Below are 23,887 nucleotides of genomic sequence, written 5' to 3'. Positions count from 1 at the left end.
GGGCGCTCGCGGCCGACGACCGCGGCGGCGGTGACGAACACCGCCGCCTGCACGGACACCGCGATCCCGGGGACGACTCCGGCGCCGGCCTGGCGGTCTCAGCCCGGCAGGCCCCGGGTGCCGGCTGGGCGGCCTCAGCTCGGCAGGCCCCCAGCGCCGGCTCGGCGGTCTCAGCTCGGCAAGCCCCGGTGCCCGCTCGGCGGCCTTGGCCCGCCCGGCTCCCGTCCGGGCGGTGCGCCGCCGGCGGCGTGCGCCGTCCTCGGCTCAGCCCGGCAGGCCCTCGGCGACGTAGGCCGCGAGGTTGCCCAGGGTCTGCCGGCCGCCCTCGACGGCGTGGTACTTCTCGACCGCCTCGTCGCGCAGCTCGACGGTCGGGAACACCGTCAGCAGCTCGACGCGGGTCGCCGCGCCGTCGGGGGTGAACGTGAGGACCGACTCGAAGGCGTTCGGGTCGTCGCGGCGCTCGCCGTGCCGGAACGTGATCCGCTCCGGCGCCGTGATCTCGGTCCAGGAGATCCACTCGGGGTAATCCGTCCCCTCCGGGCCGTGCATCACGAAGTCCCACTCCCCGCCGACGCGGAACTCGAACGCGCGCGTCGTGGTGGTGAACCCGTCCGGCCCCCACCAGCGGGACAGGTGCCGGACCTCGGTGAAGGCCTCGAACACCCGGTCGGGCGGTGCGGCGACGACCCGCGAGACGACGACCTCGCGGTCGGCCGTCGGGGACTGCGCGGCCTCCGACTGCGCGGCCTCGGACTGCGTGGCCGGGGTGGCTGTCGGGGCCGTGGGTCCTGTCGTGGTCATGGCTGCTCCTCCTCCTGAGGTTCCTGCGCTGCCTGCTCGAGCTCCTGCACGTACGCGTCGAGCCGCCCGAGGCTCTCGTTCCAGAACCGCTCGAACCCGCCGGTCCACGCGTGCACCGGTCGCAGCCCGCGGGCGTCGAGGCCGTACACGCGCTGCTTGCCCTCCTTGCGGTCGCGCACGAGCCCGACCTCCCGGAGCACCCGCAGGTGCTTGGACGCGCCCGGCTGGGTCAGGCCCAGCTCCTGGGCGAGCTCGTTCACCGGGCGCTCGCCGTCCCGCAGCAGCGCGAGGATCTCGCGGCGCTGCGGCTCGGCGATGGCGTTGAAGACGTCGGACGTCGTCGCTGCTCGGGCCATGCGGCAATCGTATGCCGATATGGGAATGCGTCAAGACCGCCGAAGGACTCGCGCCGGGGTCGAGCGCGGACAGGTCGGCAGAGCCCGGGGCGAGCGCACCGAAGGCGGCCGGGTCGAGCGCGGACAGGTCGGAAGCAGGCCGGGTCGAGCGCGGACAGGTCGGAAGCAGGCCGGGTCGAGCGCGGGCGCGCAGAAGTCAGGGACGCCCCGGCGGCGTGCTCAGCCCGGAGAGCAGCGCGAACCCGGTGCGGTCCACCGACGCCGCCGTCGCCGAGACGACGACGACACCGGTGCCGGCCGAGCGGTCCAGCCCCAGCCACGAGCGGAACCCGCCGGTGCCACCGTTGTGCCAGGTCACGGTGCGCCCGCGTGCGTCGAGCACGACCCACGCCGCCCCGATCCGGGCGCCCCGCCCGAGCGGCGCGACGGGGTCGAGCGCACGCAGCCCCGGGGCCGAGCCGTCGAGCAGCGCCGCCGTCAGCCGAGCGGCTGCGTCGAGCGAGGAGCGGATGCCGCCCGCCGGGGCCAGCGCCTCGCCGGTCCACGCCTCCTGGACGCGCCCGCGGCGGCTGCGTCCGAGCAGCGCACCGGGACGCAGGTCGCCGGGCGTGGCGGGCACGTAGAACGGGTCGAGGCCGAGCGGCTCGGCGACGCGTGTGCGCAGCAGGTCGGCGTAGGAGGTGCCCGCGGCCGCCGCGACGGCGTGGCCGAGCAGCTCGAAGCCGAGGTTCGAGTAACCCGCCTTCGGGGCGCCGGGCTCGACCGTGCGCACCGCGCCGAGGAGCTCGTCGAGCGTCTCGCCGTACGGGTTGGTGCCGTGCCGCCACAGCGCGACGGTGCGCCGGAGGACCTGCGTGTCCGGAGCGAGGCGCGGCAGTCCCGAGCGGTGGGTCGCGAGGTCGGCGAGCCGCACGGCGCCGACCGCGGTCCCGGCCAGGGGGAGGTGGTCGGCCAGCGTCGCGGACGCCGACACCTCGCCCCGCTCGAGCGCGTCCACGTACAGCAGCCCGGTCACCCCCTTCGAGATCGACCCGAGCTCGAGGTCGGCCTCCGGTCCGGCGCCGAGCAGCGCGCTCGCCGTGCCGCCGGGCGTGACGGTGGCGACGCCGACGACGGGGTGGCGCCTCCCCAGCAGGCTCTGCACGCGCGCGGCGAGGTCGGGGTCGGTGGTCGGCTCCGGGCGGGTCGTCATGCGGTCATCCTCGCGGCGGCGCGCGGCGCCCGGGCGGGCGTTCGCTCTCGGCGTGCGGAGCGTCGCGCGCCCCCCGACGCGCCCGACGGTGCGCAGGTCGAGCCACGGACCGGCCCGCGCGACGGGGATCCGCGGAAAAGAGGTCCGTGGACGACGCGGCGCGCTGCTAGCGTCCGCGTGGCCGTGCAGGAGGACGAGGAGGTGGTACCCGTGAACGCAGTGTCGACATGGGTGCTCCCCTCCGGGGTCACGGTCGGACGGTAGGTCGTCCGGGAGCGCCCCCCGCAGCGCACCCCGAGAGGCACGACCATGCGACTCATCTCCGAGCAGCGTCTCGACGACGGCGCCCTCGAACGCGAGCTCACCCTCGGCGAGATTCCCGTCACCCTGTGGACGCCCGGCCCCGCGCCGGCTCCGCTGGTCCTCATGGCCCACAACAACGGCCTCCCCAAGAACGACGCCCGGCTCGTCGCGCGAGCCCGGTACACCGCGGCGGAGCACGGCTACGCGGTGGCGTCGATCGACGCGACCGGGTGCGGCGACCGGCCCCGCTCCCCGGCCGACGAGCAGGCCCGCGCCGACCTGGGCCGGGCCGTGCGGGCCGGCGAGCCGATCGACGAGCTGCTCGAGACCCTCGTCGGGCCGCTCGTCGTGGAGGCCGTCCCCGACTGGCGGACGGCCCTCGACGCGCTGCTGGCGCTGCCCGAGGTCGACGGCCCCGTGGGGTACTGCGGGTGGGCCGCGCTCGGCATCCGGCTCGCGGCCGTCGAGCCTCGCGTCGCGGCGCTCGGCCTGTTCGCCGGGGGCTACGTGCCCCGGGCGCAGCGGGAGGAGGCCCGGCAGGTGACCGCTCCGCTGCTGCTCCTGCTGCAGTGGGACGACGAGGGCAACCCCCGGCAGCGTGCCCTGGACCTGTTCGACGCGTTCGGCAGCACCGAGAAGACGCTGCACGCCAACCCGGGTGGGCACCTCGGCACGCCCCGGTTCGAGCTCGAGGACACGTGCCGCTTCCTCGACCGGCACCTGCGGGAGCGGGCGTGACCGGCCGTCGCGACGCCTGAGGCCGGGCCCGACCGGCCGGCGGCGGCGTCCGCTGTCCGGGGGACGCACGCGAGGGCCGCACGTCCGGAGACGTGCGGCCCTCGTCGTGTCGTGCGTCGTGCCTCGTGCGCTGTCGGCCCGGAGGTCAGAATGCGGTGCAGGTGACGGCCGGGCTGCCGTTGCCGCCCGTCCACGAGCCGTTGAAGCCGAAGCTCGTGCTGGCGCCCGCGGCGAGGCTGCCGTTGTACTCGACGTTGCTCGCGGTCGTCGTCGACCCGCTCGTCGTCGCGGACGCGCTCCACACGTTCGTGACGCGCTGCCCGTCGGGCCACGTCAGCGCGACCTGCCAGCCGCGGATCGCCGCGGCGCCGGCCGTGACCTTGACCTCGCTGCTGAACCCGCCGGTCCACTCACCGCGCTTGGTGTACGCCGCGGTGCAGCCGCCCGTGCCGGTGGTGGGCGTGGGCGTCGAGGTGGCCGTCGGCGTCGGGGTCGGCGTCGCGGTCGGGGTGGGCGTCGGGGTCACGGTGGGCGTCGGCGTGGGAGTCACGGTCGGCGTCGGCGTCGGCGTGGTGCCGTCGCCGCCGAAGGTCACGTCGCTGCACTGGTAGTACGGCTGGTCGAGGTGGCTGGCCTGCCAGATCGTGAACACGACGTGGTGCCCGCGGCGGTCGCGCGGGATGCTCACGTCCGCGACGTACGGGCTCGTGGTGCCGTAGCGGCCCGTCGTCGTGACGAGCTCGAGGTCGGCCCACGTCAGGGGCTCGGTCTTCGCGTCGTAGCCCTGCTTGGTGACGTAGATCTTCAGGTAGTCCGCGCCGTGGTTGGACGGGTCGGTCAGGGTGAGCCGGAAGTCGTACGGCTTCGCGGTCGTGCGCCACGCTCCGGGGGTGTCGGCGGCCGCGTAGATCGGGTTGCCCGCGGAGCAGAGCTTCCCGTCGGGGATCACCTGCTCGTGCCGGCCCGCGACGCCCTCACGGAAGATGCCGTTCCAGTTCCACATGGCGTTCGGGTTGGCCTGCCAGGCGGCCCAGCACGCGGGGTCCTGGGTCTGCATCGCCGGGTCCGCGTGGTTGGACTTCCAGCGGTCCCAGCAGCCGTAGATGCGCGTGGGCGGGTCGGACACGGCTCCGTGGGCCGCGGCGGGCCCGGCCAGGACGGCGGAGCCGACCACCATCGCGGCGCCGATGGCGAGGGTGCTGACGGCCGCGGCGACGCGGCGCAAAGGTGAGAGGCGTGACATGGTCCCCCTCCGGGACAGGGCTGAGCGAACGTAGGAGCACCCTCGGCTCGCGCGGTGGTGGGCGGCAACAGACGAAACGCTTCGGCACCGGAGCTGGCACCGGAGTGGAGCCGTGGGCGCCCCGCACGATCGGGTGGTGCCGCTCCCCGCCCAGGTGACCGTGCCCCGCTCGGGAGGCCGGCCGCCGAGGCCCGACATAGCCTGCCCCGGTGACGCCAGCCTCCCCGCCCGCCGGACCGGCTCCGGTCCCGGGCAACGCCGCGCCGCGGCACGCGCGTCCCTCGCGGTGGGCCGGGCGCCTGCGGGCTGCCGCGCTCGCGGGCCTCGCGGTCGTCTGCCTCGGCGCCGGCTCGGTCGGAGCTGCCGCCCTCGCCGACCGGGCCGACGAGCCTGTCGCGACGCCGAGCCCCGATGCGGTCGCGGTGACACCGCCGCCCTCGCCGACCCCGATCCCGACGCCCACGTGCACCCCCGCGCCGCTCGAGCAGCGGGCCGCGGCGACCCTCGTCGTCGGACTGCCCGGGGTGCGCACCGCCACCGACCCGCTCGCCCAGGAGGTCGTCGGCCTCGGCGTCGGCGGCGTCTTCCTGTCCGAGAGCAACGTGCGCACGTCGACGCAGGTCGCGGCCCTCTCGGCCGGGCTGCGGGCCGCCGCGGGCCGGCCGCTGCTCGTCTCGACCGACGAGGAGTCGGGCCGCGTCGCCCTCATGCGGGACGTCGTCGGCGCCGGGCCGTCGCCGCGGCGCATGGCGCAGCGCGACACCCCCGAGGCCGTGCGAGAGCGCGCGGCCGTCACCGGCGCGGCGCTCGCGGGGGTGGGCGTCGACCTCGATCTCGCGCCCGTGCTCGACCTCGACGACGGGCCGGCCGGGGGAGTGATCGGCGACCGGTCGTTCAGCGCGGACCCGGGCACGGCCGCCGACTACGGCCTCGCCTACGCCGCCGGGCTCGCCGACGCCGGCGTCACGCCCACCATGAAGCACTTCCCCGGGCACGGCCGCTCGACCGTCGACTCGCACGCGCGGTCCTCGCTCGTGACCGCGGGCGTCGACGAGCTCGCGGCGACCGACCTGCTGCCGTTCCAGCGCGCGATCGACGCCGGCGCACCCGTGATCATGCTCAACCACCTGCAGTACGCGGCGCTCGACCCCGACCGGCCGGCGTCCCTGAGCCCGAGCGCGTACGCGCTGCTGCGCGACATGGGCTTCGAGGGCGTCGCGATCACCGACTCCGTGGGCATGGGCGCGGTCAACCTGCGGTGGGACTTCCCGGCGGCCGCCGTCGAGGCCGTCGGCGCCGGGGCGGACGCCGTGCTCACGACCGACGGGCGCCACGCCGTGCGGATGCGCGACGCGCTCGTCGAGGCCGTGCGCACCGGCCGCCTTCCCGAGGAGCGCGTCTCGGAGGCGGCGGCGCGCGTCACGGCGCTCGCGGGCGGCGACCCGGTCGCGATGTCCTGCCTCGACGTGACGATGCCTGCCCTCGCGCTCCCCGGCGCCGTGCCGACCCCCACCTCGACCCCGGTGCCGACGCCCCGGTGACGCAGGCGCCGGGTGCCGTCAGCCGGCGACCGGAGCCGTGGGCAGTCGGACCGCGACGCGCAGCCCGCCCGCCGCGCGCGGGGTGAGGGTCAGGCCGCCGCCGTGCGCGCGGGCGATGCTCGCGACGATCGCCAGTCCCAGGCCGACCCCGGCGTCGTCGGCCCGGACGCGCCCGTTCCCGCGGCGGAACGGCTCGGCGAGTGTCGCGACGAGCTCCGGGGCCAGCCGCTCGCCGGTGCTCTCGACGGTGAGCGTGGTCCACCCCGGGCGCGCCGCGGTGCGGACGGCGACGGTGCCGCCGCGCGGGAGGTTGTGGACGATCGCGTTGTGCACGAGGTTCGTCACGAGCTGCAGCAGGAGCGGCGGGGAGCCGACGGTGGGCGCGACGTCGCCGGTGGTCTCGAGCGTCGTGCCCCGCTCCTCCGCGAGCGGCAGCAGGGTCTCGGCGGCCTGCTCGGCCAGGAGGGACAGGTCGACGCGCTCGCGGGCGAAGGACCGCTGGTCGGCCCGGCTGAGCAGGAGGAGCGCCTCGGTGAGGTCGATCGCGCGCCCGTTGACGGCCCGGAGGCGGTCCAGGAGCTCGGCGGTGTCGGCGCCGGGGTCGTCGCGGGCCACCTCGAGGAGCGCCTTCGAGATCGCGAGCGGGGTGCGCAGCTCGTGCGAGGCGTTCGCGGCGAACCGGCGCTGCTCGGCGACCTGCGCCTCGACCTGCTCCAGCATCGCGTCGAACGCGTCGGCGAGCTCGCGGAGCTCGTCGGCCCGCCCCTCGAGCGCGATCCGGTGGGACAGCGAGCCGGTCGCCGCCAGGCGGGTGGCCGCGGTGATGCGGGCCAGCGGCGCCAGCATCCGCCCGGCGAGCAGCCAGCCGCCCACGAGCCCGAGCAGGAGCAGGAACGCCAGCACGACGCCGGCGGCCGGCAGGAAGTCGCGCAGCAGCATGGGGTGCGAGGGCGCGAAGCCGCCGAGCGCCCGGAACGTGGGCACCCGCAGGAACAGCCAGACCAGCGTCAGCAGGACGGCCCCCGCGAGCACGAGGAACCCCGCGTAGCTCAGGGTGAGCTTCAGGCGGACGCTCGGGCCCGGCGCCCTATCCATCGTCCCGACCGGCCCGGCGAGGAGCGGGGGAGCCGTCGATGCGGTACCCGACGCCGGGCACCGTCGCGATGAGCCACGGCTCGCCGAGCCGCTTGCGGAGCGTCGAGACCGTGATGCGCACCGCGTTGGTGAACGGGTCGGCGTTCTCGTCCCAGGCCCGTTCGAGGAGCTCCTCGGCGCTGATCACCCCGCCCTCCGCGGCGACGAGGACCTCGAGCACCGCGAACTGCTTGCGGGTCAGGGCGACGTAGCGGCCGTCGCGGTAGACCTCGCGGCGGAACGGGTCGACGCGCAGGCCGGCGAGCTCGCGGACGGGCGGCCGGTGGTGGGCGCGACGGCGGTCCAGCGCCCGGAGCCGGAGCACGAGCTCGCGCAGCTCGAAGGGCTTGGTGAGGTAGTCGTCGGCGCCCAGCCCGAAGCCGGACGCCTTGTCGTCGAGGCGGTCGGCGGCGGTGAGCATGAGGATCGGCAAGCCGCTCCCCGAGGCGACGATGTGCGCGGCGATCTCGTCGCCGGACGGCCCGGGGATGTCGCGGTCGAGGACGGCGACGTCGTAGGAGCTCGCGCTCAGCAGCTGCAGGGCCGTGTCGCCGTCCCCGGCGACGTCCGCCGCGATCGCCTCGAGCCGCAGGCCGTCGCGCACGGCCTCGGCCAGGTAGGGCTCGTCCTCGACGATCAGCACACGCACCTCCCGATGCTACGAGCGGGCCCGTATCGCGGGCGTATGCGGATCCGCGAACGCCCGCGCAACACGTGACCGGTTTGCCTGAGCCGGCTGCCCGCGGGCGCCCGACGCGGCGGACGCCGTGCACCCGCACGGCCGTCGCGCCGGTCTCCGGTGCAGCACCCCGTCCACGGGACCGCGACGGTGACCCGGCCGCGGTCCCGCACGCCCGCCGATCAGGAACGGAACCCCTCACGTCATGACGACCACCACCGCGGACGCCGGCCGAGACGGCACGCAGGCACCAGCCGGGTCCGCGCCCGTCGCGCTCGTCGCCCTGTTCCTCGTCTACCTCGTCCTGCTCGGCTGGACGGTGCTGTGGAAGCTCGAGGTGCCGTGGCTCGGGAACGACGGCCTGCGCGTGCTCAAGCTCGTCCCGTTCGTCGGCTCGGCGGACGCCGGCCCGAGCGAGCTCCCCGAGGTCGTCCTCAATGCCCTGATCTTCGTGCCGTTCGGCGTGTACCTCGGGCTGCTCGCGCCGGCGTGGCGGTGGTGGCGGGTCGCGGGCGTCGTCGCCGCGACGAGCGTGGGCCTGGAGGTCGCGCAGTACGCCCTGGCGGTCGGCAGCGCCGACGTGACGGACCTCGTCGTCAACACCGCCGGGGGTCTGGCCGGGCTCGCCGCGCTGACGGCGGCGCGGCGCCGGCTCGGGGCGAGAACCCCCGCCGTCCTCGCGCGGGTCTGCGCGGCCGGCACCGTGCTCGCCCTGCTCGCGGGGGCGGCGGTCATCGCGTCCCCGATGCGCTTCGGCCCGCCGCCGGACGGCGAGGTCCCCCCGCTGGCGCCGCACAGCAGCGCGCCGGGCTCGTCCTGACACGTCGACGCCCGCCCGGTCACGGCGGCGGCCACCGGCGGACCGACGACCGGCCGACGCCGCTCGGCCCGGGACCGCTCCGGCCCGAGACCGCTCCGGCCCGAGACCGTTCCGGCCCGGGACCGCTCCACGAGGCGGGTCAGCACACCTCGGGCGGCGCGCCGGAGGCCGTCGACGGCGCGGGCACCCGGTCGGCAGGCACGCGCTCGATCCGCGTCCAGCCGCTCCAGCCGCGCTCGCGCAGGATCTCGACGAGCCGCCGGGCGGCCGGCGCGGCGGTGACCATCGTCGTGTCGAGCAGGTCGACGAACTGGTCGTCGAACTCGTCGGTCCCGACATTGCCCGCCGCGACGGCGCGGATCATGAGGCGCTCGAGGACGTCGGCGACCTCGACGACGCGCGGGTCGTCCGCGGACCAGTCCAGCGCGCCCCCGATCAGCTGGTAGAAGCTCACCATGTCGGGGTCGTCGAGCTCCACGTGCTTCTGGGCCATGATCGCGTCGATCTGGTCGGGCACCTGCGCCGCGACCATGATCCAGCTGTCGCGCTCCATCTCGATGTACGCCTCGTCGACGCCGAGGGCGCGCACCCGGTCGAGGTAGTCGACGACGCACTGCGGGAGCGCGAGGTGGTCCCCGGCGGCGAGCCTCGCGAGCCGCCGCCGGGTCGCCTGCAGCCGCCGGACCTCGGCCTGCAGCTCCCGGTCGATCGCGCGGACGCCCGCGGCGAACTCGTCCGGCTCGGCGTCGAGGAGCTCCCGCACCCGCGCGAGCGGCACGCCCGAGTCCGCCAGGGTGTGGATCCGGATGAGCCGGACGACGGCGGCCGCGTCGTACGTCCGGTACCCCGAGCGGTCGCGCTCCGGCTCGGGGAGCAGCCCGATGTGGTGGTAGTGGCGCACCGCCCGGACGGTGACCCCGGCGTACGCCGCGAGCTGGCTGATGGTGAGCACGACCCCAGGCTCCCTCAGGCGGTCTTCCGGCGGTAGACCGCCATGGCGCCCGCGTACGCGACCACGAGCACGCCGACGCACCACGCGAGCGCGACCCAGATGTCCGTCCCGACCGGCTGCTGCGCGAGCAGGGCGCGGATCGTGTCGACGATCGAGGTCACGGGCTGGTGCTCCGCGAACCACTGCACCGGACCGGGCATGGACTCGGTCGGCACGAACGCCGAGCTGATGAACGGCAGGAAGATCAGCGGGTAGGAGAACGCGCTCGCACCCTCGACGGACGACGCGCTGAGCCCGGCGATCACGGCGACCCACGTGAGCGCGAGCGTGAGCACGAGCAGGATGCCGACGACGGCGAGCCACGCCAGGACCCCCGCGCCCGAGCGGAACCCGATGGCCAGCGCGACCGCCACGACGACGGCCAGCGAGACGAGGTTCGCGACGAGCGACGTGAGGACGTGCGCCCACAGGGCGCTCGACCGGGCGACGGGCATGGACTGGAAGCGCTCGAACATGCCGCTCTGCAGGTCGGAGAACAACCGGAACGAGGTGTACGCGACGCCCGAGGCGATCGTGATGAGCAGGATGCCCGGCAGCAGGTACGTCACGTACGAGTCGGTCCCGGTGTCGATCGCCCCGCCGAGCACGTAGACGAACAGCAGCAGCAGCGCGATCGGCGTGACCGCGGTCGTGACGATCGTGTCGACGCTGCGCGTCACGTGCCGCAGCGTGCGTCCGGTGAGGACGGCGGTGTCGGTCAGGACGTGGGTGCGCCCGGTGACGACGGCAGTGCCGGTCGGGACGTGGGTGGTGGTCATGGTCAGCCCCTCGGGGTCGGGTCGGTCGTGCCGGTGGTGTGCGGGGTGGGGGCGGTGCCGTGCGGGCCGCCGCCGGGCGTGGTGCCGTTCCCGACGACCGCGAGGAAGACCTCCTCGAGCGTCGGCTGCTTCTCGACGTACTCGACCCGGGCCGCCGGCATCAGCCGCTTCAGCTCGGCGACGGTGCCGTCCGCGATGATCCGGCCCTCGTGCAGGATCGCGACGCGGTCCGCGAGCTGCTCGGCCTCCTCGAGGTACTGGGTCGTGAGCAGCACCGTGGTGCCGCCCTCGGCCAGCCGGCGCACGGACTGCCAGACCTCGAGGCGCGCCTCGGGGTCGAGGCCCGTCGTCGGCTCGTCCAGGAAGATCACCGGCGGGTCGCCGATGAGGCTCATCGCGATGTCCAGGCGCCGGCGCATGCCCCCGGAGTAGGTCGACACGCGCCGGGCGCCGGCCTCGGTGAGGCCGAAGCGGGCGAGCAGCGCGTCCGCGAGCGCCCCCGGCCCGTCCACGCGCCGCAGCCGCGCGACGAGCACGAGGTTCTCGCGCCCGCTGAGGATGTCGTCGACGGCCGCGAACTGGCCGGTCAGGCTGAACGACTCCCGCACCTGGGCCGCCTGCGTGGCGACGTCGAACCCGCGCACGGCGGCCGTCCCGGCGTCGGCGCGCAGGAGGGTCGCGAGGATCCGCACGAGGGTCGTCTTGCCGGCCCCGTTCGACCCCAGCAGCGCGACGATGCTGCCGGGCGCGACCTCGAGGTCGACGCCGCGCAGCACGTCGAGGTCGCCGTACGACTTGTGCAGGCCGCGCACGCGGATCGCCGGACTGCCGGCCGGCCCGGCCGTCGTGAGCCGCCCTCCGCCCTCCGTCTCCGTGCGTTCGACCGCGTGGACCAACCGCTGGCGCTCGATGGGCATCGCCATCCTCCGCTCCGTCTCGACGTGCTCGTGGCCCCCGGTCGGGGACCCTCTGCGACCAGCGTCGGGGGTTGACCCTGCGTCAAGGTCAAGGGCTCTCGTCGCCGGGTCTCCGGACGGAGGCGGCTAGGCTCCGCGGCGTGACCGACCAGGCAGCCTTCCCGTCCAGCCCGCCCAGCCGTGAGGCCCAGAAGCTCCGCGACGACCTGCTGCGGCAGGGCTTCTCCGCCGAGGAGGCCGACCTCGCGATGCAGGACGCGGGCATCGTCGCGCCGGGCCCCGCGGGCGCGCCCCCCGGAGCCCCCGGCCACGGCAGCGCCGGCTACGCGCCCGGCCAGGGGGACCCGACGGCGATCGGGCGGACGCCCTACCTGCTGGGCCTGCTCGCCTGGCTGCCCGTGCCCTTCCTCAGCGCGGTGATCGCCGGCGTCGCGATGGCCGCGGCCTACCCCGGGCAGCGGAAGCGGTCGCCGCTGGCCGCCGAGAACGCCCGCGGGGCCGCGAACTGGGGCCTGACGTACGCGCTCGGCGTCGTCCTGAGCGTCGCGCTCACGATCGCCCTGGGGGTCGCGACGCAGCCGGAGACGCCCGACCCCGGCACGGTGCCGTGGCCGCTCTTCCTCCTCCTGGCGATCCCGGTGCTCAGCGTCGCCCACCTCGTGATCACGGTCCTCGGCCTGACGCGCACCTCGCGCGGTGAGGTCTACGTGCCCCGCGCGGTGCCGTTCTTCCGCGCGACGCAGGGCCCGTCGGCGCCGTGACGGTCGCGCAGCGCGGGACGCACCGCCGGGTCGGTGCCGGACGCGGCGCGCCGTCCGCCGGCCGTCACCGGGTGTCCGCCGGTCGTCGCCGGGTGTCCGCCGGTCGTCGCCGGCAGCGCCGCTAGGGGCGGTGCGCGCCGCCGCGGGCCGTGCGCGTCGCGTGCAGCGACGCCAGCAGGTCGAGGCGGTCGGCGTCCGGGCTGCCGGGCTCCGCGGTGAAGACCAGCAGGACCGGCCCGGGGCTGCCCGGCAACGGGTACGTGTCCCAGTGCAGGACGACGTCACCGACCTCCGGCAGCCGGAACGTCTTCGTCCCGCTCACCGACTCCCGTACGTCGTGCCGGGCCCACAGGCGCCGGAACTCGGCGCTGCGGATCGTGAGCTCCCCGACGACGGCCGTCGCGCGCGGGTGGGTCGGGTCCGTCGCCACGGCGGCGCGCATCATGCCGATGTAGTCGAGCGCCTGCCGCTCCCAGTCCGGGCACGTGCGGTCGCCGGTGCGCGGGTCGTCGAACATGAGCAGCAGCATGTTGAGCCGGTCGGAGGGGTGCTCGGCGGGGTCGCCGAGCAGCGCCTCCGCGTGCGGGTTCCAGGCGAGCAGGTCGAGGTGGCGGCCCAGCACGAGCGCCGGGGTGGCCAGGGCGTGCAGGAGCCTGCGCGTGCCGTCGGGCACCCGCTCGGGGCCGTGGTCGACGCGCGGGCGCACCGGCCGGCGCGCGGCACGGGCCAGGGTGAACAGGTGCCGGCGCTCCTCGTCGTCCAGGACGAGGGCCCCCGCGAGCGCGTCGAGGACGTCGTCGGACGGGCGCACCTCACGGCCCTGCTCCATGCGCTGGTAGTAGTCGGTGCTCAGCCCGGCGAGCAGGGCGAGCTCCTCGCGCCGCAGCCCCGCGACCTTGCGTCGCCCCCCGGGCTCGAGCCCGACGTCGCGCGGGTGCAGCCGACCCCGCCGGGCGCGCAGGAAGTCGCCGAGCTCGCGTGCGTGCGGGTGGGTCATGCCCCCAGTGTGCGACCCGGGCGTGAGCGCAGGGGAGGTCTCGCAGACCTAGGGAACCGGGGACGACGGAACCGGCGCGCGCCGCTCCTAGCGTCGGCGGTCCCACCCCCGACGACACCACCGGAGCACCCGTGACCGCCTGGACCGCCGACCTCATCCCCGACCAGACCGGCCGCGTCGCCGTCGTGACCGGAGCCACCTCGGGCCTCGGGCTCGTCACCGCGACCGAGCTCGCTCGCCACGGCGCGCACGTCGTCCTCGCCGTCCGCCGCACGGCCGCAGGCGAGGAGGTGGCCCGCCGGATCGGTGGCGACGTCGAGGTGCGCGCACTCGACCTGGCGTCCCTGGACTCGGTCCGGACGTTCGCCGCGGAGCTCGTCCGGGACCACCCTCGGGTCGACCTCCTCGTCAACAACGCCGGCGTCGTGCTGCTCGGGCCGCGCCGCACGTCCGCCGACGGGTTCGAGATGCAGCTCGCGACCAACACGCTCGGCCACTTCGCGCTGACCGGACTGCTGCTGGACGCGCTGACGGCCGGGCGTGGGGCGCGGGTCGTGCACCTCAGCTCGATCACCCACAAGACGGCGCACCTCGACCTCGACGACCTCCAGCACGAGCGCGACTACCGGGCGGCGGCGGCGTACGGGCGGTCGAAGCTCGCCACCACGGTGCTCGGCCTCGAGCTCGACCGCCGGCTGCGTGCCGCGGGGTCACCGGTGCTCAGCGTGCTCGCGCACCCCGGGATGACGCGCACCAACCTGACCCCGCGCGCGTGGGAGCACCGGCGCCGGGTCGGGAGGCTGATCTCCTCGGTCGGGCTGATCGCCACCCAGCGGGTCGAGCAGGGTGCTCTGCCGCAGCTGCACGCCGCGACCGCGTCGGGGGTGCGCGGCGGGCAGTTCTTCGGCCCTGCCGGGTTGTGGGAGACGCGTGGCCGGGTCACCGAGGCGCGGCTCTCGCGCGAGGCCGCCGACCCGGCCCTCGGCCGCCGGCTGTGGGCGGCGGCCGAGGAGCTGACGGGCGTGCGGTACCTCGGGGCCCGGGCGGAGGTCTGAGCCGGTCAGCCCGCCGCGCACGTGACCTGACCGGTCGGCGCCGCCCCGGAGCCGATGAAGCCGAAGCTCGTGGACGCACCCGCACCGAGCGCGCCGTTCCACGCCGCGTTCTTCACGGTCACCGTGCTGCCCGACGTGGTGAGGTCGCCGGACCACGACGTCGCGACCGAGCCGCCGGAGGGCAGCGCGAACGTCGTCTGCCACCGGCTGATCGCCGCCCGCCCGGCCGTGACCTGCACCGACGCCTGGTAGCCGCCCGGCCAGGCCGAGCCGACGGTGAGCGTCGCCGCGCAGCCGGCGGGCGCGGTGGTGGGCGTCGGGGTCGGGGTCGGGGTCGGGGTGGGGGTGCGCGTCGGCGTGGGCGTGGGCGTGGGAGTCGCGGTCGGCGTCGGGGTCGCGGTGGGGGTCGGCGTCGGCGTCGGGCCGCCGCCGAGCGGGAGCGTGCCGAGGAACGTCGTGAGCTCCTGCGCGATCACCCGGTGGTCGGCGAGCGACGGGTGCCAGTGGCAGCCGAGGTAGTCGAGGCCCTGGGCGCCGTAGAACCAGCGGACCACGCGGTCGTCACCGCGCGCCTGGCGCTCGCGGACGACCTGCTCGGTGAGCTCGGCCTGCGCGCTGCCGCCCGACGGCGTCGCGCTCACGACGAGGAACGTGTCCGGGCCGTGCTCGGCGCGGAGCCGGTCGAGGAAGCCGTGGTACGCCGCCACCCACTCCGTGCGGAGCGACTCGGTGGTCCACTGCTCGCCCGAGCCGACGGGCGTCGAGAAGTCGTTGATGCCGAGGCCGATCACCACGACCTCGGGGGTCCAGCTCGCCGGGCGGTCCCACCCGTCGCCGGCCGTGGCCAGCAGCGCCCGGTCGGCGTAGGTGCGGTAGCTCGTGCCGGCCTCGCCGCCACCGTAGTTGCGCACCATGCCGCGGCCCGAGAAGGCGTTGAGCTGGTAGTCGGCCCCGAGCGCGCGTGCGGCGAGGGCCCCGAAGCTCAGGTCCGCGTTGGTCGTGCGGTTGACCTGGTCGCCCGTGCACTCGCGGGTCGTCGACTCGTTGCCGTAGCCCGCGGTGTAGGAGTCGCCGAGGAGCTCGAGCTGCAGCGTGCGGTCGGCCGGTGCGGTCAGGACCTGCCCGCCGGGTGCGGCGACGAACCCGCCGAACGTGCTCGTCGCCCACGGGCTCTCGCTGCGCTTCACGACCCGCACCGTGTGCGTGCCGTCCGCGAGCCCCTCGACCCAGCGCGTCCCGCTGACCGGTGCCCGGAGCGTCTGCACGGTGCGCCCGTCGATCGCGACGTCGTAGTCGGCGGCCGGGTCGTCGAGCACGATGCCCACGCCCGTGCCCCGGAAACGGCCCTCGAGGTAGACGCCCGGCCAGCTGAACGCGAGCGCGCCGTCGCGCGGGGTGACCCGGCCGGCGGTGTGGGTCGTGGTCTGCAGGTCCGGCGGGGGAGCGACGGTCGGGGCCGCGACGGCCGACCCGGGGAGCAGCGCGGCCGTGCCCCACAGGGCCAGCAGGGTCGTCAGCGCGACGGTGGCACGTGCAGGGCGCACGTCGTCTCCTCTCGGCGCGAGGGGACAGCCCGCGCGCAGCTCGTGGCCGGGCGCGCCGGTGCGCCGCTCGGGGTTCCTTCGTACCTGGTCAGGGCGGCGACGGGGACCTGCGAAGCGTTTCGATGACGGGGAACCGGGCCCGGGTCGTGCCGGCGCTCGCGCGTGTGGGTGCGGCGGTGCACGATCAGCCCATGACGGAGTCCCGGCACCTGAGCGTGCACATCGACCGGCCCGTGCCCGACGTCTACGCGTTCGTCGCGAACCCGGCGAACCTGCCGCGCTGGGCGCCCGGTCTGGGTGGCGACGTCGTCGAGGAGGACGGCCGGTGGTTCGTCGAGACGCCGGGCGGGCGCGCGCAGGTCGTGTTCACGCCGCCCAACGAGCTCGGCGTGCTCGACCACGACGTGGTGACCCCCACCGGCGAGACCGTGCACGTGCCGCTGCGAGCGGTCGTGGACGGCGACGGGACCGAGGTCGTCTTCACGGTCCGCCGGTCGCCGGGGATGTCCGACGCCGACCTCGACCGCGACGTCGCGGCGGTGCGGGCGGACCTGGACCTGCTCAAGCGGGTGCTCGAGGGCGCAGCGGACTGACGGGGACCGCGGGCGCCGGTCCGGCTCGGCGGCAGTCGGAACCGCGACGGGCGGGTGCCGTCCGTGTCGGAACGGACCCTGTACGTCGCGTCAGGGACGGACCGTGTACGTCGCCGAGTCGATGTCGGCCGGGTGCCCGAGGCCGGCCAGGTCCCACACCCACAGCCCGACGAATGCGCCGGTGAACCCCATGCCCCGGAGCTGCCCCGCGTCGTCGACGTCGGTGGCGTGCTCGTCGGACAGGGTGGTCGCGTCGAGCCCGGGTCCGACGTGCTCCCAGCCGCGGGGTCCGTGGTGCCGGAACGTCAGCTGCGCGCCGTCGAGGTCGAGGCCGAGGCGCACCGGTCCGTCACCGTCGAGCCCGACGACGTCCGGGTGCAGCGTGAGCACGCCCCGGTCGCACCCGGCGAGCCGCAGCACGCGCCGGCCGTCGTCGTCGGCGGTGACGTGCAGGAAGTACCAGCTCCGCGCGTTGTAGTACGCGGTGATCCCCGCCGCGTGCTGGAAGGCGGTCGGCCGGTGGTCGACGGTCGCCTCGAACCCGACCCGCGGGGCGGTGACCCGGCGCGCGACGAGGCTCGCACCGACCGCGCTCTGCGGCGACCGACCACCGCGGACCCGCAGGTGGGAGGGCCGCTCGGTCAGGGTCAGCCAGTCGGCGGTCGGGGGACGGCGCAGCGTCGACCAGGCGGGGCCGAGCCGGGGACCGTCGAAGTCGTCGACGTCGACGCTCCAGTCCGCCACCGACACCGCTGGCGCGCCCGCCGGTGCCGCCGCACCCGCCGGTGCCGCCGCGCCCGGCACCGTCAGCCCGAGCGGGGGCAGCGGGTCGGCCACGGTCGGCCAGCCGTCGACCCACGTGACCTCGGTGAGCGCGGTCTCCCGCCCGAGGACGCACGGCCCGTGCTCGCCGTGCGGGCGGGCGACGAGGAACCCGAGGTACCAGCGGTCGTCGGGCGTCCGGACGAGGCTCCCGTGCCCGGCCTTCTGCAGCGGCCAGTCGGGCCGGTGCTTCGACGTCACGAGCGGTCCGCGCGGGTCGCGCTCGTACGGCCCGGTCAGGTCGCGCGAGCGCGAGACGGTGACCTGGTGCTCCCAGCTGGTGCCGCCGTCGGCCGTCACGAGGTAGTACCAGTCGCCGTGCCGGTACAGGTTGGGGCCCTCGATCCAGCCGGCGCCGGGCGGCAGGTCGAGGCGCTGCGGGGAGCCGACGAGCGTGCGGGTCGTGCGGTCGAACGCCGTCACCTCGAGCCCGGCGGACCCGCCGCGTCCGGGACGCCAGTCGTGCACGAGGTTGACCAGCCAGCTCGCGTCGCCGTCGTGGAACAGCGACGCGTCGAACCCGCGCGAGCCCAGCGGCACGGGGTCGGACCACGGGCCGTCGATCGCGGGGGCCGTGACGAGCCGGTTCGGGGAGTCGGTGAAGCCGCCCGTGTACGCCGAGACGGTGCTGTAGAGCAGGTGGAACGTGCCGTCGACGTACGTGAGGTTCGGCGCCCACACGCCGCCGGAGTCGGGGCACCCGGCGAGGTCGAGCAGCCGCGGCTCGTCGAGCACGCCGCCCAGCGGCTCCCACGACGCGAGGTCGCGCGAGCGGTGCACGCGCACCCCGGGGAACCACTCGAAGGTCGAGGTCGCGAGGTAGTACGCGTCGCCGGCCCGCACGATCGACGGGTCCGGGTGCGAGCCGCCGAGCACCGGGTTGCTGACCGTGACCGTCACGACGACGCCTCCGTCCTCCCGGCGCACCGCGCGTGGCCGGGACGTCCGACCCTGCCACGTCCGGTGCCCGCGCTGCCTGAGAACGGGACCCGCCCGGCCCGAGGGCGTGCATGGCGGCGTGCTGCGGGCGCGCGACGCGCGTGCTCGCGGCACGAGGCCCCGAGCGCCGGGCCGCGCGCCCCTGCGATGCTCGGTCGGTGGCGTCGATCATGATGACGGCGATGCCGTTCGCGGGGCACGCGCGCCCGGTCCGCTCGGTGGCGGCCGAGCTGGTCCGGCGCGGCCACGACGTGCGCGTGCACACCGGGCGCTCGTACGCCGGGACCTTCACCGACGTGGGTGCGCGGGCCGTCCCGTGGGCCGCGCCGCCGGACCTCGACGAGCGGGACCTCGCGGCGACGTTCCCCCGCATGCGGGACCGCAAGGGGTTCCGCCAGGTGCTCGTGAACCTCGAGGACCTGTTCCTGGGGACAGCCCCGGCCCAGTGCGACGACCTCGTCGCGGAGCACGCACGCGAGCCGTGGGACCTGCTCGCCGGCGACCCGATGGCCCTCGGCACGCGGTTCGCGGCCGAGCACCTCGGGACGCCGTGGGCGACGGTGTCCCCGATCGCGTACTGGCCGCCCGGTCGCGGCATCCCGCCCACCGGTCTCGGCCTGACCCCGGCCCACGGCGTGCCAGGACGCGTGCGCGACGCGGTCCTCGGCGCCGCGGCCGGGGCGGGCACCGCGCTGCTCACGCGGGCGTACCAGCGGACGCGCCGGGACGCCGGCCTGGCGCCCGACCGCGAGACGTTCGCGACGATGTGGTTCTCGCCGCAGCTCGTCGTCGCGGCCGGCGTCCCGGGCCTCGACTACCCGCGCGGCGACCTGCCGGCGCACGTCTGGTTCGTCGGCGACCTCACGGACGACGGGCGCGCGCCGGGTCCGTCGGCGCTGCCCGCCTGGTGGGAGGACGTCCTGCGCGCGACCGTCCCCGTGGTGCACGTGACGCAGGGGACCGCGAACGTGGACCCGCACGACCTCATCCTGCCGACGCTGGACGCGCTCGCCGACGAGGACGTGCTCGTGGTCGTCGGGCTCGGGCACCGCACCGACCCCCTGCCGGGGCCGCTCCCGGCGAACGCCCGCGTCGCCCCGATGGTCCCGTACCCGCACCTGCTGCCCCGCACCTCGCTCATGGTCACGAACGGCGGCTACGGCGGCGTCCTGCAGGCGCTGCGCCACGACGTCCCGCTCGTCGTCGCGGGCGGCGACCTCGACAAGCCGGAGATCGCCGCGCGCGTCGGGTGGCACGGCGCCGGGGTCGACCTGCGGACCGGGACCCCGCGCGCGGGCGCCGTCCGGGACGCCTGCCGCCGGGTGCTCGGCGACCCGCGCTACGCGGCGACGGCGGCGCGGCTCGGGGACGAGCTGCGCGCAGCCGGGGGCGCACGGGCCGCCGCGGACCGGCTCGAGGACCACCTGGCCCGCTGAGGGTCCGGGCCGGTCCGCGGGCCGCGCGCGAGAGCCCGAGGACGGCGCGCGCCCCGGCCGCCCGCAGCGCCCTGGCCCGCACCGGTCCCGTCCGACGCGGGGCCTCGTATCTCACCGCCGCCCGCGCTCCTCCTCCGGGTCGACCCCAGGAGGCCCCGCCGTGCCCGACACCCTCGCCGCCGCCCGCTCCGGCACCCGTGACCGTCTCGTCCTCGACGTGCCCGCGGACGCCCGCCGCGCCGCGGTGCTTCTCGCCGCGGGACTGCCCGTGGCGCACGGGTTCGGGCCGATCTACGCGCTGACCGCGCGCGGCGACGCCGTCCGCCGGCTCAACGCGCTCAAGGGGCGGACGCTCGACCAGACGGGCAGCGTGACCGCACCGACCGGCCGCGTGCTGGATGCGTTCGACCTCGCGGCGCTGCCGCCCGGGGTGTCGCCGGCCCTGGTGCAGGACGTCGTGGACGCGTTCGGCGCGCTGGGGCCGTTCGGGTTCCGCGGACCGGCCGCCGCGCACGTGCCGGCGGGGCTCACGGCCGAGGACCGCGGTGCGACGACGACCCAGGTGATCGTCCCGGGGGACGCCTGCCCGTCCCAGGCCTTCCTCGCGGCGGCGTCGGACGCGGTCGGCGGTGCGACGCTCGCCATCACGTCGGCGAACCGGTCGCGCCACGTCACCGGCGCCCCGGACGCCCCGGTGCACTGGCGCGCCGCGGGGCTGCGGGCGGAGCTGGCTGGCAGAGGGCTCGTCGTGCTCGAGCACGCCGACGACGACGCGGCGCGGGCACGGTTCTCGCGGCACCTGCCGGTCTCGACCTCGATCCTCGCGCTGCACCGTCCCGAGCGTGCGCACGGGCGCGTGCACCTGGTGCTCGAGCGCCACGGCTCGCTGCCCGCGGAGGACGTCGCCGCCGTGCTGCGCGGTCTCGGCCTGGGGCTGACGCTCGGTCCGCAGGCGTCGACCCGGCTCGTGCCGCGCGTGTACGAGGGCGAGGTCGCACTCGTCGCGTCCGCGTCCCGGTGACCGCCGCGGACGTGCTCCGCCCCCTCCCGGACACCCCGGCGGACGTGCTTTAACCCCTCACGGACGACCCCCGCCGAACCTGGTCACGTGCCCGACTTGTCCCTTGACGTTAGCCCGAACGGGTGAACTACTGGACCGGGCCGCGGGGTCCCACGCGACGGGGCAACGGAGCCCCGACGCTCCTGCGACGGCACCCGAGGGAGTGTTCCCATGCCACCTGCACGAGTCAGTTCCGCGCGCCTGCGCATCGTCGTCGCCCTGTCCGCGGCGGCCCTCGTCGCCTCCGCCGGAGCCGCGTCCGCGGCCACCCCCGACCTCGACCGCGAGGCCGCCACCGCCGAGAGGCTGCAACCCCAGTCGTTCCCCACGACGTGGTGGTGGGACGAGTCCGAGGAGGACACCGAGCGGGCCCGTGACCTGCTCCGTCAGATGACCTTGGACGAGAAGGTCAACATGATGCACGGCGAGCTCAACAACTACTACGGGTTCTACAACGGCCCGATCGAGCGCCTCGGCATCCCGGCGCTCACCATGGCGGACGGCCCGGCCGGCGTGCGGATCGCCAACCCGGACGTCAACGACCAGGAGGCCACACAGCTGCCCGCGCCGATCGCGCTCGCGGCGACGTGGGACCGGGACCTCGCGCAGCAGTACGGCGACGTCGAGGGCGACGAGGCGTTCCGCACCGGCCACAACGTGCTGCTCTCGCCCGCGGTCGACATCGCCCGCGTCGCGCAGGCCGGCCGGGCGTTCGAGGCCCTCGGGGAGGACCCGCTGCTGTCCGGGACGATGGCCGCCGGCGTGATCCGCGGCATCCAGCAGCACCCGGTCGTCGCCGACATCAAGCACTACAACGTCTACACGCAGGAGACCAACCGCCTGTCCGGCGGGAACGCGGTGGTCGAGGAGCGCGCGCTGCAGGAGATCTACACGCGCCCGTTCGCGATCGGCGTCGAGCAGGGCCGCCCCGGCTCGGCGATGTGCGCGTTCAACAAGGTCAACGGCGTGTGGGCGTGCGAGAGCGACGAGCTGCTGAACCAGGTCCTCAAGGAGCAGCTCGACTTCCAGGGCTGGGTCATGAGCGACTACGGCGCCACCCACAGCACCGTGCAGGCGGCGAACGCGGGCCTCGACCAGGAGATGCCCGGCAACACGACGCCCGACGTCGGGCCCGGCACCTGCTACTTCTGCGGCCCGCTGCTCGACGCGGTGCGTTCCGGGCAGGTCCCGGAGTCGCGCGTCGACGACGCGGTGCTGCGCATCCTGCGGCCGATGTTCGGACTCGGGCTGTTCGACCACCCGCCGGTGATCGAGCCGCTGCCCGAGGCGGAGAACGGGGCGTTCGCCCGCCTCGTCGCGGAGCGCGCGATGGTGCTGCTCAAGAACGACGGCGGCGCCCTCCCGCTGACCGACTCGGTCGGCTCCATCGCGGTGATCGGCGCCGACGCCGACTCGGTCGTCGCCGGCGGGGGCAGCTCGCTGGTCCGGCCGACCTACACCGTGAGCCCGCTGCAGGGCATCCGGGACCGCGTCGCCGCAGGGGTGGACGTCCGGCACGTCGGGGGCGCCGACCCGGTCACGTCCGCGTCGCTCATCCCGGGCCCCGACCCGATCCCGTCGGACTACCTCACGTCCGCGCTCGGCGACGGTGCCGGGCTGCGTGCCGAGTACTTCGCCACGCAGGACTTCACGGGCGACACCATCGCGGACCGCACCGACCCGTACGCGGCGATCAACGCCGGGTTCTTCCTGTTCGAGGGCTTCAACGCGCAGTCCCCGGACTTCCCGCTGCAGACCCGGGACATGGGCGCCTCGATCCGGTGGACGGGCCAGCTCACGGCGCCGGCGACCGGGACGTACGAGCTCGCGGTGACCACGACGGGCACCGCGGTGGTCTACCTCGACGACGTGGCCGTGCTGGGGGCGACGGGCGGCTCCGCTCCGACGACTACCACCGAGGCGGTCGACCTCGAGGCGGGCGTCGCGCACGACCTGCGGGTCGAGTTCGTCAACAACGGCCCCGGCGGCACCGACGCGGGCGCCGTCTTCCAGCTCGGCTGGACGACGCCCGAGGGTGTCGTCGCACCGCAGGCGCTCGAGGCGGCGGCGCTCGCCCGCAGCTCACAGGCGGCGGTCGTCGTCGTGCGGGACTACTCGAGCGAGGGCGGCGACAAGCCCGACCTCGACCTGCCCAACGGCCAGGTGGAGCTGATCCGCCAGGTCGCCGCGGCGAACCCCCGCACGGTCGTGGTGCTCGCGGCCGGGGGTGCGCTCCAGACCTCCGACTGGGAGGACGGCGTGCCGGCGATCGTGCACTCGTGGTTCGGCGGCCAGGAGCAGGGCAACGCGCTCGCGGGCATCCTCTTCGGGGACGTCAACCCGTCGGGGAAGCTGCCCGTCTCGATGCCCGTGGACGAGGACAGCACGCCGGTCAGCTCGCCCGAGCAGTTCCCGGGCGACGGGCTCGACCAGCAGTTCTCCGAGGGCATCTACGTGGGCTACCGCGGCTACGAGGAGTTCGGCATCGAGCCGCAGTACCCGTTCGGCCACGGCCTGTCCTACACGTCGTTCGACTACCGCAACCTGCGCACGAGCATCAACGCGGGCGGCGGCCAGGACGGCGACGGCGCGCAGCTGCGGGTACGCGTCGCGGTCCGCAACACCGGGACCGTCGCGGGCACCGAGACCGTGCAGGTCTACGTCGGGAACCTGCCGACCCGCCGGGTCGAGAGCGCCCCGAAGGTCCTCGCGGGCTGGGAGACCGTGACCCTGCAGCCGGGGGAGCGGCGCCAGGTCACGGTGACGCTGAGCCCGGAGTCGGTGTCGTACTGGGACGTCGACCGTGACCGGTGGCAGACGCCGCGCGGCACGATCCCGGTCTACGTCGGGTCGTCCTCGACGGACGTCCGGCTGACCGGCTCGCTGCGGATCGGGGGCAGCGCGCTCCTGCCGTGAGCCCGGTCGTCGAGGGGCGGTCGTCGCACGTCGCGGCGCCCGCCCCTCGGCGCGCTCGGCGCCGACCTGCCGTGAAGCGCCTGCGCGGGTCCCGCCGCAGGTGAGAGCCTGTGCGGACGGGACCGCCGGTGCGCCGACGCGACGGGCTCCCGCGCCGGAGGGGGAGCCGTGAGCCGTGAGCCGCGTGTCGAGGTCCAGCTCGTCGAGGACGCGACGTCCGCGCCGCCGGGGTCCGCGCCCGGCGCCGGCCGCGAGCGTGGCGAGGGC

General features: G+C 75.8%; 21 protein-coding genes. 9 read left to right on the top strand and 12 right to left on the bottom strand.

Annotation, left to right across the window (positions count from 1 at the left end; translation table 11 throughout):
* Nucleotides 1–264 precede the first annotated feature (264 nt).
* The 3 genes from AB6N24_RS16030 to AB6N24_RS16020 form a co-directional block, all read right to left on the bottom strand.
* Nucleotides 265–804: an SRPBCC family protein gene (locus AB6N24_RS16030; RefSeq protein WP_412870386.1), complete on the bottom strand. Its 540-nt coding sequence runs from the start codon at nt 802–804 to the stop codon at nt 265–267.
* Nucleotides 801–1,160, bottom strand: a complete 360-nt coding sequence (locus AB6N24_RS16025; protein ID WP_412870385.1) for an ArsR/SmtB family transcription factor — start codon at nt 1,158–1,160, stop codon at nt 801–803. The genes AB6N24_RS16030 and AB6N24_RS16025 overlap by 4 nt, the downstream gene beginning before the upstream one ends.
* A gap of 196 nt (nt 1,161–1,356) precedes the next feature.
* Complete coding sequence (locus AB6N24_RS16020) at nt 1,357–2,352, bottom strand: serine hydrolase domain-containing protein (protein ID WP_412870384.1); 996 nt, start codon at nt 2,350–2,352, stop codon at nt 1,357–1,359.
* A gap of 309 nt (nt 2,353–2,661) precedes the next feature.
* Here AB6N24_RS16020 and AB6N24_RS16015 point away from each other — a divergent pair, with 309 nt between their 5' ends.
* Entirely contained in the window at nt 2,662–3,393 is a 732-nt protein-coding gene (locus tag AB6N24_RS16015; protein WP_412870383.1) for a dienelactone hydrolase family protein, read from the top strand.
* A 145-nt stretch (nt 3,394–3,538) separates the two neighbouring features.
* Here the strand turns inward: AB6N24_RS16015 and AB6N24_RS16010 are convergent, their stop codons facing one another.
* On the bottom strand, nt 3,539–4,636 hold the full coding sequence (locus AB6N24_RS16010; RefSeq protein ID WP_412870382.1) for a lytic polysaccharide monooxygenase: 1,098 nt from the start codon (nt 4,634–4,636) through the stop codon (nt 3,539–3,541).
* 209 nt (nt 4,637–4,845) lie between these two features.
* On the opposite strand from AB6N24_RS16010, the gene AB6N24_RS16005 reads away from it, so the two are divergent.
* Complete coding sequence (locus tag AB6N24_RS16005) at nt 4,846–6,177, top strand: glycoside hydrolase family 3 N-terminal domain-containing protein (RefSeq protein WP_412870381.1); 1,332 nt, start codon at nt 4,846–4,848, stop codon at nt 6,175–6,177.
* A gap of 18 nt (nt 6,178–6,195) precedes the next feature.
* Here AB6N24_RS16005 and AB6N24_RS16000 read toward each other — a convergent pair whose 3' ends face one another.
* Together AB6N24_RS16000 and AB6N24_RS15995 are read right to left on the bottom strand one after the other, a co-directional pair.
* Complete coding sequence (locus AB6N24_RS16000) at nt 6,196–7,272, bottom strand: sensor histidine kinase (RefSeq protein ID WP_412870380.1); 1,077 nt, start codon at nt 7,270–7,272, stop codon at nt 6,196–6,198.
* Complete coding sequence (locus AB6N24_RS15995) at nt 7,265–7,960, bottom strand: response regulator transcription factor (RefSeq protein WP_412870379.1); 696 nt, start codon at nt 7,958–7,960, stop codon at nt 7,265–7,267. Before AB6N24_RS15995 ends, AB6N24_RS16000 begins: the two co-directional genes overlap by 8 nt.
* Before the next feature lie 235 nt (nt 7,961–8,195).
* Here AB6N24_RS15995 and AB6N24_RS15990 point away from each other — a divergent pair, with 235 nt between their 5' ends.
* Nucleotides 8,196–8,810, top strand: a complete 615-nt coding sequence (locus AB6N24_RS15990) for a VanZ family protein (RefSeq protein WP_412870378.1) — start codon at nt 8,196–8,198, stop codon at nt 8,808–8,810.
* 139 nt (nt 8,811–8,949) lie between these two features.
* Here the strand turns inward: AB6N24_RS15990 and AB6N24_RS15985 are convergent, their stop codons facing one another.
* From AB6N24_RS15985 to AB6N24_RS15975, 3 genes are read right to left on the bottom strand one after another with little or no spacing between them, the layout of a single operon-like run.
* Complete coding sequence (locus AB6N24_RS15985) at nt 8,950–9,762, bottom strand: MerR family transcriptional regulator (RefSeq protein ID WP_412870377.1); 813 nt, start codon at nt 9,760–9,762, stop codon at nt 8,950–8,952.
* Between the two features lie 14 nt (nt 9,763–9,776).
* Nucleotides 9,777–10,580 (bottom strand): ABC transporter permease, encoded by an 804-nt coding sequence (locus AB6N24_RS15980; RefSeq protein WP_412870376.1) that lies wholly within the window; start codon nt 10,578–10,580, stop codon nt 9,777–9,779.
* Nucleotides 10,581–10,582: 2 nt separating this feature from the next.
* The gene (locus AB6N24_RS15975; protein WP_412870375.1) at nt 10,583–11,503 is read right to left on the bottom strand and encodes an ABC transporter ATP-binding protein; all 921 of its coding nucleotides are present in this window, start codon (nt 11,501–11,503) and stop codon (nt 10,583–10,585) included.
* A gap of 134 nt (nt 11,504–11,637) precedes the next feature.
* Here AB6N24_RS15975 and AB6N24_RS15970 point away from each other — a divergent pair, with 134 nt between their 5' ends.
* On the top strand, nt 11,638–12,258 hold the full coding sequence (locus tag AB6N24_RS15970) for a magnetosome magnetite crystal formation protein family (protein ID WP_412870374.1): 621 nt from the start codon (nt 11,638–11,640) through the stop codon (nt 12,256–12,258).
* A 121-nt stretch (nt 12,259–12,379) separates the two neighbouring features.
* Here the strand turns inward: AB6N24_RS15970 and AB6N24_RS15965 are convergent, their stop codons facing one another.
* Nucleotides 12,380–13,255 carry a helix-turn-helix transcriptional regulator gene (locus AB6N24_RS15965; RefSeq protein ID WP_412870373.1) on the bottom strand — a complete coding sequence of 292 codons (876 nt, stop codon included), beginning with the start codon at nt 13,253–13,255 and terminating at the stop codon, nt 12,380–12,382.
* A 131-nt stretch (nt 13,256–13,386) separates the two neighbouring features.
* On the opposite strand from AB6N24_RS15965, the gene AB6N24_RS15960 reads away from it, so the two are divergent.
* The gene (locus tag AB6N24_RS15960) at nt 13,387–14,310 is read left to right on the top strand and encodes an oxidoreductase (protein ID WP_412870372.1); all 924 of its coding nucleotides are present in this window, start codon (nt 13,387–13,389) and stop codon (nt 14,308–14,310) included.
* Nucleotides 14,311–14,315: 5 nt separating this feature from the next.
* Here the strand turns inward: AB6N24_RS15960 and AB6N24_RS15955 are convergent, their stop codons facing one another.
* Nucleotides 14,316–15,854 (bottom strand): cellulose binding domain-containing protein, encoded by a 1,539-nt coding sequence (locus AB6N24_RS15955; RefSeq protein WP_412870371.1) that lies wholly within the window; start codon nt 15,852–15,854, stop codon nt 14,316–14,318.
* Between the two features lie 191 nt (nt 15,855–16,045).
* Here AB6N24_RS15955 and AB6N24_RS15950 point away from each other — a divergent pair, with 191 nt between their 5' ends.
* On the top strand, nt 16,046–16,447 hold the full coding sequence (locus tag AB6N24_RS15950) for an SRPBCC family protein (RefSeq protein ID WP_412870370.1): 402 nt from the start codon (nt 16,046–16,048) through the stop codon (nt 16,445–16,447).
* A gap of 90 nt (nt 16,448–16,537) precedes the next feature.
* On the opposite strand, the gene AB6N24_RS15945 is transcribed toward AB6N24_RS15950, so the two are convergent.
* Nucleotides 16,538–18,169 (bottom strand): glycoside hydrolase family 43 protein, encoded by a 1,632-nt coding sequence (locus AB6N24_RS15945; protein ID WP_412870369.1) that lies wholly within the window; start codon nt 18,167–18,169, stop codon nt 16,538–16,540.
* A gap of 197 nt (nt 18,170–18,366) precedes the next feature.
* Between AB6N24_RS15945 and AB6N24_RS15940 the strand changes: the two genes are divergently transcribed.
* The 3 genes from AB6N24_RS15940 (at nt 18,367) to AB6N24_RS15930 (ending at nt 23,620) form a co-directional block, all read left to right on the top strand.
* Nucleotides 18,367–19,644 (top strand): nucleotide disphospho-sugar-binding domain-containing protein, encoded by a 1,278-nt coding sequence (locus AB6N24_RS15940; protein WP_412870368.1) that lies wholly within the window; start codon nt 18,367–18,369, stop codon nt 19,642–19,644.
* Nucleotides 19,645–19,804: 160 nt separating this feature from the next.
* The gene (locus tag AB6N24_RS15935; RefSeq protein ID WP_412870367.1) at nt 19,805–20,665 is read left to right on the top strand and encodes a hypothetical protein; all 861 of its coding nucleotides are present in this window, start codon (nt 19,805–19,807) and stop codon (nt 20,663–20,665) included.
* Between the two features lie 210 nt (nt 20,666–20,875).
* Nucleotides 20,876–23,620, top strand: a complete 2,745-nt coding sequence (locus AB6N24_RS15930; RefSeq protein ID WP_412870366.1) for a glycoside hydrolase family 3 C-terminal domain-containing protein — start codon at nt 20,876–20,878, stop codon at nt 23,618–23,620.
* Nucleotides 23,621–23,887 lie beyond the last annotated feature (267 nt).

It is taken from the genome of Cellulomonas jepli, assembly GCF_047229345.1.
Taxonomy (GTDB): domain Bacteria; phylum Actinomycetota; class Actinomycetes; order Actinomycetales; family Cellulomonadaceae; genus Cellulomonas_A.
This window is presented reverse-complemented; position numbering and strand designations above follow the sequence as displayed.

Bases quoted from the DNA above. Each gene is read 5' to 3' on its own strand.
- AB6N24_RS16030 (WP_412870386.1), bottom strand. From the start codon at position 804: ATGACCACGACAGGACCCACGGCCCCGACAGCCACCCCGGCCACGCAG.
- AB6N24_RS16025 (WP_412870385.1), bottom strand. From the start codon at position 1,160: ATGGCCCGAGCAGCGACGACGTCCGACGTCTTCAACGCCATCGCCGAG.
- AB6N24_RS16020 (WP_412870384.1), bottom strand. From the start codon at position 2,352: ATGACGACCCGCCCGGAGCCGACCACCGACCCCGACCTCGCCGCGCGC.
- AB6N24_RS16015 (WP_412870383.1), top strand. From the start codon at position 2,662: ATGCGACTCATCTCCGAGCAGCGTCTCGACGACGGCGCCCTCGAACGC.
- AB6N24_RS16010 (WP_412870382.1), bottom strand. From the start codon at position 4,636: ATGTCACGCCTCTCACCTTTGCGCCGCGTCGCCGCGGCCGTCAGCACC.
- AB6N24_RS16000 (WP_412870380.1), bottom strand. From the start codon at position 7,272: ATGGATAGGGCGCCGGGCCCGAGCGTCCGCCTGAAGCTCACCCTGAGC.
- AB6N24_RS15990 (WP_412870378.1), top strand. From the start codon at position 8,196: ATGACGACCACCACCGCGGACGCCGGCCGAGACGGCACGCAGGCACCA.
- AB6N24_RS15980 (WP_412870376.1), bottom strand. From the start codon at position 10,580: ATGACCACCACCCACGTCCCGACCGGCACTGCCGTCGTCACCGGGCGC.
- AB6N24_RS15975 (WP_412870375.1), bottom strand. From the start codon at position 11,503: ATGGCGATGCCCATCGAGCGCCAGCGGTTGGTCCACGCGGTCGAACGC.
- AB6N24_RS15965 (WP_412870373.1), bottom strand. From the start codon at position 13,255: ATGACCCACCCGCACGCACGCGAGCTCGGCGACTTCCTGCGCGCCCGG.
- AB6N24_RS15950 (WP_412870370.1), top strand. From the start codon at position 16,046: ATGACGGAGTCCCGGCACCTGAGCGTGCACATCGACCGGCCCGTGCCC.
- AB6N24_RS15930 (WP_412870366.1), top strand. From the start codon at position 20,876: ATGCCACCTGCACGAGTCAGTTCCGCGCGCCTGCGCATCGTCGTCGCC.